Here is an 11559-nt window from a genome sequence, read left to right as displayed (position 1 = left end):
TGACCCGTGTTCCTAACGGCCATCCCTTCGTTACCGATCTGAGTTCGCCCATTCTCCTCGGCGCTCAAGGCAGTCTCTTCGTCATTCTTATCGTTGGCTTGACAGCCCAAATCATCCATCTGCGCAGGCAAAGCAAGCTCGCGGCATTCGCCTCACCAGCCGAGATTTCTGCCGAATGAAGCTTCATGAATTGAGGTTTAACCTGACAAATAACCAGCAAGTCTATCTAATTTATGGCTGCTTCTATGAGAAAGTTTTCATTAAAAAGGAGAGCAAAATATGTCATTAACTCAAGCTTTAGCGGAAACCAAACAGCAATTTATCGCGCATACCCCTATAGAGATTCAAACAGAGATGTTCCGTCAGATCCGGGAGCAGCAGGAATCCGGTATTCCTTACGGCCGGCAGGAGGGGGAGAAGGCCAAAGACTTTACACTCAAGAATGCCTTGGGTGAAACAGTGAACCTTTATGATGAACTGTCCAGAGGACCTGTTGTCCTCACTTTCTACCGGGGCGGATGGTGCCCGTTCTGCAACAGTCAGCTGAAGGCTTATCAAAAGCTACTGCCGGACATCGAAGCCCTTGGGGGCCAGTTGATCGCGGTCAGCCCGCAAAGCCCCGACAATACGCTTTCCCAGCAGGAGAAAGAAGAGCTGACCTTCCAAGTACTGAGCGACACCAACGGTCTCGTGGCTGCTTTCTATAACATCCTTTACGACGTTCCGGATTATATCCAGAACATGATGAAACAAATGGGCATGGACCTGGCAGAATATAACGCGACGAACCGCTGGATCCTGCCGATTCCTTCCACCTTTATGATCGACGAATCCGGCATCATCCGTTCTGCCTACGTGAATCCGGACTTTATGCAGCGGTTGGATCCGGAGAATATTTTGCATGAATTGAGAAAGCTGTAAACCCTACGATAATAATTGCGCTATACCTTCTATGTTTCATAGGAATGGCATGATTAAATGATTGGAATAAAGAACGAATTTCTCTGATTGGGGAGTTCGTTCTTTTTCTTATAATATCAGAACGTATAAACTCCAGAGCCATGGCTTCCTGATATTGCAAGAAAAACTTCCTTTAAACGCGGTCTGTCTTCTTGGAAGGTACGTCGATAGAGTTTTTCTTATATCTGACAATATAAAAATTTCAGAGTAATTTGATATATAATATGGTCAGAAGGGTTGGAAATCCGAGTGTACTTTGATTTAATCATTATGTTATGAAGCATGATATAAGTGGATAAGAAGTCAAATATGAGGCGTTATATTTTTGGATAACGGCTGAAGCTTTATTATTACGAGAGGATTGAGTTTGAAGTGAACGATAATTTTTGGCTTGATTTACCCCGGCCTTTCTTTATACTTGCACCAATGGAAGATGTAACGCATGTTGTTTTTCGTCATGTCGTGAGTAAAGCAGGAAGACCGGATGTGTTTTTTACCGAGTTTGCGAATACGGAGAGCTACTGTCATCCAGAAGGCAATCATAGTGTGCGCGGCCGTTTGCTATTTACCGAGGATGAACAACCGATGGTTGCACATATATGGGGCGATAAGCCGGAGTATTTTGAAAAGATGAGTATCGGGATGGCGAAGGCAGGATTTAAAGGGATTGATATCAATATGGGTTGTCCTGTTCCTAATGTGGCATCCAACGGGAAGGGAAGCGGATTGATTCTCCGCCCAGAGGTTGCAGCTGAAATCATCCAAGCCGCCAAAGCAGGAGGACTGCCTGTAAGTGTAAAGACCAGACTTGGTTTTACAAGGGTGGATGAATGGCAGGACTGGCTGACCCATATTTTGAAGCAGGACATCGCTAATCTTTCGATCCATTTGCGTACACGAGAGGAAATGAGCCAAGTTGATGCGCATTGGGAGCTGATTCCTGAAGTAAAGGCACTTCGGGATCGTGTGGCGCCACATACGCTGCTCACGATTAATGGCGATATTCCTGACCGTCAAACGGGCCTGAAGCTGGCTGAACAATATGGTGTGGATGGCATCATGATCGGGCGTGGCATTTTTAAAAATCCGTTTGCCTTTGAAAAAGAACCGAGGGAGCATAGTAGTAGCGAATACCTTGATCTTTTAAGATTGCAGCTGGATCTCCATGATCAGTATTCCCAACAATTAGAGACGCGGCCATTCAAAGCTCTTCATCGCTTTTTCAAGATTTATGTCAAAGGGTTTAGAGGGGCAAGCGAACTCAGAAATCAATTGATGAGCACGGCGTCTACCGATGAAGTACGTGCGCTTTTGGACGAATTTGCACAGCGTATGGATGAGGGCGGAGACAGTTAAATAAGGTATGCGGAGTAACTTCGTCCCTTAGGGGATGGAGTTTTTTTGCGTTCTACGATGGAGGAACTTAGTCTTATACGGTTGCGATTGTGTTGTACTGAAAGGCAGATTATGATAATTGTACGATAATGATGATCCCTATGGAGTGATGACCTTGAGATACACTGATTACATCCGTCTGAAAACAGGCAGATACCAATCTGTAGGAAAGTTTGGCGACGATATCTATGCGTATGAGGTCTTAACGGGGATCGCCGACACCCCGGAGTACCACCAAATTTCCAAGGAGGAATTCGAATCGTTTGAAACCTGGAGCGAGGAGTACATTACGGATCTTAAAAAATTATATGAAATCATTAACCGCCCTGTCATCTGCAGTGGTTACCTGGGAAGAGCGGAGCTGAATACTTCGCTGCTTCGGGATATGTAGGCGCAAGGAGTGTAAAAGAACTTGTATTCATAGTGACAACAAAAAGTATTCAATCGTGGGGGTGTTCGTATGATTGATCAAATCAAACAGTTAGTATATGAAAATTGTAGTCAGCCCAATGTGTTAGGTGTACTTTTAATGGGTTCGGTTTCAGCTGACGCTCATGACCAGCACTCGGATGTCGATTTACTTGTCGTCTATCAACAGTCCGAGCCCGTGTTGCGTCTTCCCAACGCGGCTTGGAAATGGGATGTATCCTACATAAGCGAAAAGGAGATTAAAGGGCTTCAAAAATTATCGGATTGGCGAGCAAACGCCTTTTTAACTGCTCAAATCATCGTTGACCATACCACATGGCTGCCATCGGTTATTCATGAAATCTGTACACTATCTGATCAAGAATCTGAGAGACATGTCACGAGATGGTTGGATGCCTATCTGAATGCTTTTTACCGATCTATGAAGGCCGTAAGAAGAAATAATGAACTTGGGTCTTTACTGCAGGCTTCATCGTCTATCATGTGCTTAATCAATTGCTTGTTTAGTATTAATAAGCTTATCCCCCCTTATTTGGATAGAGTCGATATCTTACTCGATCGTTTGGAGCATCTTCCAATGCAGAAGACAGCTTTAAGTGAACGGTTTGCAGCGATATCCAAATCCGCTAACCCCAAGGAACAAATCATATTGTTTAGAGCTCCGAAAAAATGCTGAGATCTTTTGGTTTTAATCAAGTTTATGAGGCATGGGGAGACCAGCTGGAAAATGAAGTGAATTACTGGGAAGGCTGAAGATGAGGGATTTGTTTCAGCGATGAAAAGCTCTCTTAGTCATCCAAAAGGGAAGTGATGCGTACTTCAGGCGGTTCAATGGATTAGAACAAAAAAAACTAGCCGTTGAATTCAAAGCTTGGATCATTGAGTTGTGCTAAAATAGCAGCCGTTAAGCTAGTGGACAGGAGAGTTCAATCTTTTCTCGAATGTTTTCTGAGTTGGATAATTTTCTGCACTTCGTGAATATAACGTTTATCTAAAAGGTACGCAAATCTTATATAAAGGGTGGTTCGTTTGAAGCAAGGGCTTATTGTGTTGTTGAACGGAACTTCAAGTGCAGGAAAGACGAGTATTTCCATGGAACTGACCAACCAGAAAGAGATTCTTTTTCATCATTTATCCATTGATGATTTTTATCATAATTACAATGATTTTATTAATAATAAATTTCCAGATTTAAAACCTGTAAGAAAATTGGATGATGAAGTTATCGGACAAATCATATTTGATCCCATAATCTCCATGTACTACGCGACAATTAAATTGTTTTACCGAAATGGGTCTGAATGTAATCGTCGATACCGTAATCGAAAACGACAAGTGGTTTAATGATTATCTTGATGTACTTTTTGATTATCCTACATTATTTGTAGGTGTCATATGCTCGAAAGAAGAACTCGCAAGAAGAGAGCAAATCAGAGGAGATCGAAGGATTGGACTAGCAAATTCCCAGTTCGACAAAGTATATTCCTTTAATGAATATGACCTTGAAGTAAATACTGAAGAGTTGAGTCCAGCAGAATGTGCGGAAAAGATATTAAGTTTGATTAAGTCCGATCAGGATTACTCTGCATTTAAGAAATTAAGTAAAAGAGAGTTCAGTGTTTCATAGAAGGCGAATCCATCAGATAACAACATATTCAAGATGGGGGCTATTGCCCCTGTCTGACGGGGGATTTTGAATTAAGCTAACGGAGAACGATAGCTCAATCATGACGTCAGCCGGACAAATTAAACGACTGTCGTCGTTAAGTTAACGGGCAGGATAATGGAGTGATTTTGCGAAGGAATCGAGTTGAGGTGGTAGCACTTTTGATCAGAGTGGTTCTGTGGGACTTGGATGGGACAATTCAAGATAGTGATTCGTTGGCAAAGGAAGGTACACGTTATGGATTTAAACAGGTTCTTGGAAGGGAGCCGACAGACGATGAATTTTCTCAGCTGGTTGGACGCCCCGTTCCTGTAGTCAATAAGAATGGTTCGATGACAATTTGGCAAAACAAATACTAGATACGGGAACACGTTACTACCAAGAACGTGCGGAACAAATCCCTTGCTACCCAGATGTACCCGAGCTACTGGACGAATTGAAGCAGAGAGGTTATCGGATGGGAATCGTATCTTCTAAACGGCGGTTTCATGTCGTAAAAGAATTACAAAACAAATCACTGGACATCTTGTTTGATGTTATCGTAGCCCAGGAAGACACTCTACAACACAAACCTCACCCTGATCCTCTAGTTCTCGCTGCAAGTTAGTTTAATTCACTCCCTGAAAATTGTCTTTATATCGGAGACCAACCCTCAGATATAAGAGCAGCTCATGCAGACGAATGAGGAGTATTGCGGCGTTTTGGGGAGACGGCAATTATGAACGACTTAAGCCGATATGTCCAACAATGTTTGCCCATACCCCGATGGATATACTTAACTTGCTGCCCAATATCCATATGAGGTTAAACTAACGAACAGGATAGCTGAATTAGGTTTCAAAGTAAAAAATTACTTGCTATCTTTAGGATAAATCGAAACATAAGAGGGATTTTTTGAAATTGTGGAATATTCACATAGCCACAGAAAGGGGTTATTACCGTGAGTATCAATTTTGAATCTGTTAAACAGGAAGTTGAGGAGCTCGTACAGTTCCTCACATCAGATAGCTGGCCTTATCATGGAGTTGAGAACCCTACTGAATCCGACATCAGAAAGGCTTATGAAAATGGCGCCTATCACAATGAGAATACTCAAACGTTCTGGATCATTGATAAAGGCGGCCATCAGAAAGTCGGGCTGATCCGATTGTTTGACGTCTCTGATCCGATTGTTATGTTCGATCTGAGAATCCGAAGCGAGTATCGGGGTAAGGGTATCGGAAAGTCAGCTTTGAGGTGGATCGTCTCACACGTGTTCTCTGAATATCCGGCAGCGATCCGCATTGAAGGACATACCAGAGTGGATAACACGGGTATGCGGTCTCTGTTTGCTAAATCGTTGTTCGTGTTGGAAGCGTATCATCGTAAATCTTGGAGACAAGCCGGGCTATTGTTCGACTCCGTCGGTTACGCGGTGATTAGGGAAGACTGGGAGAACAATCAGGTTACACCTATTCCCTGGTCGATAAAATAATTGAGCATCCTGCACATTCAAATAATCGTGAAAAGCTAACTGAAGAGCTGCTTCGCGCCCGAGAGCCCAAATCAAATGATTTTGTTTTTTTGGTGTTGACATTAAAAGGATGATCGGATATATTTTTTACATACCAACCGAATGTATGAAAAGAGGAAACGTATGGCAAGGAATAAATATCCTGAAGAAACAATCAACCAGATCTTAACCGTGGCTCTTAACCTGTTCATTCAAAAGGGATACGAGCAGACTTCCGTTCAGGATATCATCAACGAGCTGGGCGGGCTGACAAAAGGGGCAATTTACCATCACTTCAAGTCGAAGGAGGAGATCCTGCAGGCTGTCACCGCTCATTTGTTCCAAGGTGTTGATGATATGCTGTCCAGTGTCCGGGACGACAAGGAGCTGAACGGACGGGAAAAGCTTCGCAAGATTTCCCTCGTCTCTCTCGACAATCCCGCCCAAGACGAATTGGCATCGGTGGCACCGAACCTCTTGCGCAATCCGAAGATGCTGGCGGCACTGATCGAGAACATCATCGATAAAGCCGTACCCATCTATATCCAGCCCATTATAGAACAGGGTATGCGAGACGGATCAATCCGAACTGACTACCCTAGGGAGCTTAGCGAAGTGCTGATGGTACTCACCAACATTTGGCTAAACCCGGCGATCATTCCTGCTTCGCCCGAGGTAGTGTTGCGCAAGGTAAAGCTTTTCGATGAAATATTGAAAGGCCTGGGGCTTGACCTGTTCGATGAGCAAATGATTCAACGTTACGAGGAACTGTTGCGTATGTCAGCTAGAGAAGTCAGCAAAGAAAACTAAACTGCCGAGAGGCAGCTTATTTTTAAGTCTATTCATACCAACGGTTGGTATGAATAGGTGATCTGGATTCAAAGTGCTTGTTAGAAAACTTAATTATAAGGAGATGTGAATGTAATGAAGCAGAAATTGACAAAGACCCGCTCGCTGGAACAGCAAGTCGTGACCAACTTTAGTGGAAGCAACCTGGCGAAGAGTGACTTAGCGGGCGTTACGGCCCATAAAGGACAGTTTAAGGGCAGCGCGCTCGCCGGTTCCGACTTTTCGGGCTCGGATTTGACCGGCAGTACGTTTAATAGAAGCGACGTACGCGAAGCCAACTTTGACGGCACGAATCTGACGGACTGCAGCCTGTCTGCGCTTGACCTGACAAATGCAAGCTTCAATAAGTCGATTCTTGTAAGAACCAACTTCAGCAGCGCGAATCTTAACGGAGCCAAATTCACGGGCGTAAGGATGACTGGCGTCACGTTAACGGCGACCGATCTTAAATCAACGATATTTGAGGGCTGTTGGTTTGACGGGGTTGACTTCAAGTACTCCAATCTGAGCGGGCAGCGTTTCGACGGACAGACGTTTATCGGCGTGAAGTTTGACAGAGCGGAATTAAGCAACGCTTCGTTCAAGGGCGCTACATTAAATAATGTTTCTTTCCAACCGGGGTTTACCTTTACTAAGAAGTACTATCGCATGATCAAAACGATCTGCTTTGACGGCGCAACGATGGATAAACTGACATTTGCTGCTCTCAAAGGCATGAATGCCAATTTGTCAAAAGTCACCGTCATTTAAGGGAGGGGATCCGATGCAAACCAAGGGCATTCAAGTAAAAGGACTACAAAAATCCAACAAGCAGCTCCATGCGCTGAAAGGTGACGTTTCGGATCCTTCTATAGTGAAAGAACACAAGCGGATTCTTTGATAAAGGAAAACGCCAAGCCGGGAGAGAGTTTATTGTTTAAAACAATAGGACTGATAAAAAAGTAAAGTGAGGGAAACGAAATGGAAAAGAAAACAACAGAAAATTTTAGTTCGTCAGAAAATATGAAGGAAAAAGGATTCGCTGCCGGGCAGGATCGCCCGGAGCTGCAGAAGGCCATCCAGGAGATCGTTGATTCCGGTTTCCTCGGAGTGCAGCTGCGCGTGCACGATGAGCAGGGCGAGTGGGTCGGCAGCGCCGGAGTGAGCAGGTTGGGCGAGGAGGCGAAGCCGCCTACAAACGGGCACTTCCGGATAGGCAGCAACACCAAGACCTTCACCGCGACCGTGGTGCTGCAATTGGTTGCCGAGGGCAGGATCGGGCTGGACGACCCGGTGGTAGACTACCTGCCTGAGTTCGGGCTGGACCGGCGGATCACGGTGCGGATGCTGCTGCAACACACCAGCGGGGTGTTCAACTTCACCGGCGAGTACTACGAAGACGGGACGGTCGTGCCGGGGATCCCCTGGCAGGGCCAGGAGTGGGTAGACAACCGGTTCAAGACCTACCGGCCGGAGGAACTGGTACAGCTGGCTTTATCCAAGCCGGCGCGATTCGAGCCGGGAACGGACTGGAGCTATTCCAACACCAACTACGTGCTGGCCAGGCTGCTGATCGAGAAGGTCACCGGCAGCTCGCTCGCCGAGGAGATGCAGCGGTTGATTCTGGGGCCGCTTGGGCTGTCGGGTACCGTGGTACCAGACACGCAGCCGGAGATCCCCGAACCGCACGCCCACGCCTACTACCGGTACGAGGACGCCGGCGAGCAGAAGACGGTCGACATCACCCGCCAGAACCCCTCCTGGATCTCCACCGGCGGGGACATGATCTCGACCACCAAGGATCTCCACACGTTCATCTCCGCGCTAATGGGCGGCAAGCTCCTCCCGGCCCCGCTGCTGGCCGAGATGTGCAAGCCGTATCCCAAAATCGGCTATGGCCTGGGGGTGTTCGTGCAGAACGCCGGTCCGAACGGCGACGTTACCATCATCACCCACAACGGCGGCATTTCGGGCTACGCGGCATTGATGTACAGCACGCCAGACGGTAGCAAGACCCTGACCGCCTCCGTGAATTATGTGGACGACGTCGCCATGTCCCTGGCAGCGGCGTTCCAGAAGGCGATTCCGAGGCTCGTCGAGAAGGTGTTCGGCGGCGGGCAGGCCGGGTCGGCTGATGTGGCCGAGCCGGACAGTAAACAGGACTGAGCACCGTGGCACGTACGCCTTGAAGCTGGATTCCTTCAGGATGTGCATGGGTAGAGCGTTCACCGGGATGACCAAGTTGAGTAAAGCTCAAATTCATGGACGATGTTACGCCAACGGAGACGATAGTTCAATAATGAACAAGAAGCCAGCCGATTACTTTGATCGGCTGGCTTTATTCAACTAACGGGCAGGATAGAGTGATTGTAGAACCGAAATTATTTAATAACATATTTCTTCAGTAACACATCAGGCCCGTCGATTTAGGGTGATCAACGGCGCGTGATGGCACGAATGGTTGCCACAGCTGCCAAAGGAGAACGAAACAATGAAGAAGTACATACTTTTCGATCATGATGGTGTTCTGGTGGATACTGAATTCTGGTATTACAAAGCGGGAGAACGCGCTCTGGCTGACATTGGATTTACCTTGGATAAAGATCAATACCTCCGCGACATGACCCAGTCATTGGGCACTTGGTCCCAAGCTAGGGCGGCAGGAATTGATGAACAGACCATCAGCAAGCAGCGTGAGGTCCGCAACGTCTATTATCAGGAATATCTAAGAACAGAAGCCATAGAGATTGAAGGTGTCGTTGAAACTCTAGCCGAACTGTCAAAGTACGTCCGCATGGCTATCGTGACGACTGCCAAACGTGCGGATTTTCAACTTATACATGAAAAGCGCCAGATCATACAATTCATGGAATTCGTCCTTGTTCGCGAAGACTACGAGCACACCAAGCCGCACCCGGAACCATACTTGACCGGCCTAAAGCGCTTCGGAGCTACCAAAGAAGAGACCCTGGTTGTAGAGGACTCAAACAGAGGGTTGAACTCAGCCGTGGCGGCTGGTATCGACTGTGCTATTGTCCATAACGACTTCACCAAAAACATATGACTTCTCACAGGCCAGCTATCGAATCAATACTCTGATTGAATTAAAGGACATCATCCTTAAAGTAACCTGAGTGATCCTGGAACCTTCGTTTGGGCCTGGTAAGGCCGACACAAGAAAGATTATAGTAATTAATGCATCGGCTTTTCCCATTCACCTTTGATTACTATTCCGGTCTCCTTCGCCGCTGCTTCAAGATTTCGTTCATGAGCAATACCATATAGGAGAAAAACACAATGTTGTTTCGTTGCAGTAATCGATAATTCCGGCTTCTTCGGACGAACGGTACAGTAGGCTGTAATGATTTTGTACGGCAGAGATTTTCAGCCCTTCTTCAGACAAAATACTTTGCGCTAGCTGGATTTCCTCTAGAGTGTGGTTGGAGACGCCTGCATATTTTACTTTTCCGCTTTTCATGAGCGGAATCAGCTCTGGAGTCCATCTTTTTACATCAAGAGGATTATGGATCCAATAGATATCCGTCTGGTCTGCGCCGAGCCGATCCAGGCTGCTGTTCAAGCGGTCTTCAACAGGCCCGCCAAGTTGCGGAGTGAATTTCGTTGAGAGAAGCACATCGTCGCGGCCTTTGGTAAACTCGCCCAGAATGCTTTCGGAGGCTCCCATTCCGTACACAGTCGCAGTGTCCCATAAATGGAGTCCGGCTTTCATCGCCGCATCAAAAACCGGTTTTAAGTCTTCCGCGGTAAGATGATTTCCGAAAATAGCATCCCCGCCGCCTTGACCGGTCCCCCATGACCAGGTACCAAGAGCGATCGGAGGAATCATTTCATTTTGCAATTTTACCTTTTTCATTGGTTTCAACACCTTTCTATATTAGTGAAACGTTTACCGCATGAGATAAGAATATCAAGGAGACGAATGAATTTCTTTGCCTACAAGCTCATTTCTATTTGTTTATTTAGCTCATTTGGCTTTTGTATATAACAAAATACCGCTCCGCTGTAAGTTCCGCGAAACGGTATCTTCAAATCAGGTGCATATGCAGCATTTTTTTAGCCCCTTTAGGCATCCTCCTTCAACCTCAGCTGCCGTCTAAACTCTGACGGCGGGAGTCCGAATTTTTCCTTGAATACTTTGGAAAAGTGAGCGATATTTTCAAATCCGGTCGAAAAACAGACATCCGTAACAGATAACACGGTTTCCGTTAACAGTTCCTTGGCTTTATCCAGCCTTCGATTGCGAACCCATTTGAGCGGGGAGGTGTTGTATATTGCTTGAAAATCCCTTTTGAACGCCGCCAGGCTTCTGCCGGACAAATAGGCAAGGTCGTTAAGGGAAACGGGATTCATGAAGTTCTCCTCCATGATCTTTGCAATGCTGCCTCTTTCCTTGCTTATGGGTTGCATCATTTGCTGCAACAAACGATCATTCGAATCTGCGATATGAAACAGCAATTCCATCAGCTTTACACGAACCAGTCCTTCTTTGACTTCGTCAGGGTTCTCGAAATAGGGTTTTAACGACTCGATATAGCTTCCAATGCGGTCATTGATCGGAAAGACGGTTATCGGAACAACATCATTCACGAGATAAATTGGTTGTAAACCGGCGAATTTGAGGAATTCATCTACGATCTTCTCGTTCAGGAAAAACATCGTATAGTCGAGGATATAATCGGAATCGGGTTCACCCGCTTTCTCGTACTCGACTCCCATTGATTTATGAATAAACATCATTTCGTTGCTCCGTATCGTGTATTCTCGATCA

Annotated in this window: 13 protein-coding genes and 1 pseudogene; 12 read left to right on the top strand and 2 right to left on the bottom strand. The window is 46.1% G+C overall.

Annotated elements, in window-relative coordinates; genetic code table 11:
• The first annotated feature begins 279 nt into the window (after positions 1-279).
• The 12 genes and pseudogenes from CPT76_RS25500 to CPT76_RS25450 all read left to right on the top strand — a co-directional run bounded on the left by CPT76_RS25500 (position 280) and on the right by CPT76_RS25450 (position 9834).
• Entirely contained in the window at positions 280-921 is a 642-nt protein-coding gene (locus CPT76_RS25500) for a peroxiredoxin-like family protein (protein WP_076176774.1), read from the top strand.
• Between the two features lie 411 nt (positions 922-1332).
• Positions 1333-2316 carry a tRNA dihydrouridine synthase gene (locus CPT76_RS25495; RefSeq protein ID WP_105444907.1) on the top strand — a complete coding sequence of 328 codons (984 nt, stop codon included), beginning with the start codon at positions 1333-1335 and terminating at the stop codon, positions 2314-2316.
• Between the two features lie 154 nt (positions 2317-2470).
• The gene (locus tag CPT76_RS25490) at positions 2471-2746 is read left to right on the top strand and encodes a hypothetical protein (RefSeq protein ID WP_105444906.1); all 276 of its coding nucleotides are present in this window, start codon (positions 2471-2473) and stop codon (positions 2744-2746) included.
• A gap of 69 nt (positions 2747-2815) precedes the next feature.
• Positions 2816-3460, top strand: coding sequence for a nucleotidyltransferase domain-containing protein (locus tag CPT76_RS25485; protein ID WP_105444905.1), 645 nt, complete (start codon positions 2816-2818; stop codon positions 3458-3460).
• Positions 3461-3813: 353 nt separating this feature from the next.
• Positions 3814-4411, top strand: a pseudogene (locus CPT76_RS25480) (chloramphenicol phosphotransferase CPT family protein).
• Between the two features lie 200 nt (positions 4412-4611).
• Entirely contained in the window at positions 4612-4809 is a 198-nt protein-coding gene (locus tag CPT76_RS37795) for an HAD hydrolase-like protein (RefSeq protein WP_181153039.1), read from the top strand.
• A complete protein-coding gene (locus tag CPT76_RS42300) occupies positions 4791-5057 on the top strand; it encodes an HAD family hydrolase (RefSeq protein WP_105444904.1) in 267 nt (88 codons plus the stop codon). Before CPT76_RS37795 ends, CPT76_RS42300 begins: the two co-directional genes overlap by 19 nt.
• A gap of 333 nt (positions 5058-5390) precedes the next feature.
• The gene (locus CPT76_RS25470; RefSeq protein WP_105444903.1) at positions 5391-5924 is read left to right on the top strand and encodes a GNAT family N-acetyltransferase; all 534 of its coding nucleotides are present in this window, start codon (positions 5391-5393) and stop codon (positions 5922-5924) included.
• Positions 5925-6086: 162 nt separating this feature from the next.
• Positions 6087-6752 carry a TetR/AcrR family transcriptional regulator gene (locus tag CPT76_RS25465; protein WP_105444902.1) on the top strand — a complete coding sequence of 222 codons (666 nt, stop codon included), beginning with the start codon at positions 6087-6089 and terminating at the stop codon, positions 6750-6752.
• Between the two features lie 114 nt (positions 6753-6866).
• Complete coding sequence (locus CPT76_RS25460) at positions 6867-7541, top strand: pentapeptide repeat-containing protein (protein WP_258168801.1); 675 nt, start codon at positions 6867-6869, stop codon at positions 7539-7541.
• Positions 7542-7751: 210 nt separating this feature from the next.
• Entirely contained in the window at positions 7752-8936 is a 1185-nt protein-coding gene (locus CPT76_RS25455; RefSeq protein WP_219845468.1) for a serine hydrolase domain-containing protein, read from the top strand.
• Positions 8937-9261: 325 nt separating this feature from the next.
• The gene (locus tag CPT76_RS25450; RefSeq protein WP_258168800.1) at positions 9262-9834 is read left to right on the top strand and encodes an HAD family hydrolase; all 573 of its coding nucleotides are present in this window, start codon (positions 9262-9264) and stop codon (positions 9832-9834) included.
• Positions 9835-10035: 201 nt separating this feature from the next.
• On the opposite strand, the gene CPT76_RS25445 is transcribed toward CPT76_RS25450, so the two are convergent.
• Both CPT76_RS25445 and CPT76_RS25440 read right to left on the bottom strand, forming a co-directional pair.
• On the bottom strand, positions 10036-10644 hold the full coding sequence (locus tag CPT76_RS25445; RefSeq protein ID WP_105444900.1) for an aldo/keto reductase: 609 nt from the start codon (positions 10642-10644) through the stop codon (positions 10036-10038).
• A gap of 209 nt (positions 10645-10853) precedes the next feature.
• On the bottom strand, positions 10854-11559 hold a 706-nt coding region (locus tag CPT76_RS25440), incomplete at its 5' end, for a helix-turn-helix domain-containing protein (protein ID WP_105444899.1).

The organism is Paenibacillus sp. AR247, assembly GCF_002968895.1.
Taxonomy (GTDB): domain Bacteria; phylum Bacillota; class Bacilli; order Paenibacillales; family Paenibacillaceae; genus Paenibacillus_AQ; species Paenibacillus_AQ favisporus.
The sequence above is the reverse complement of the archived record's forward strand: the minus strand, read 5'-3'. Positions and strand labels throughout refer to the sequence as shown.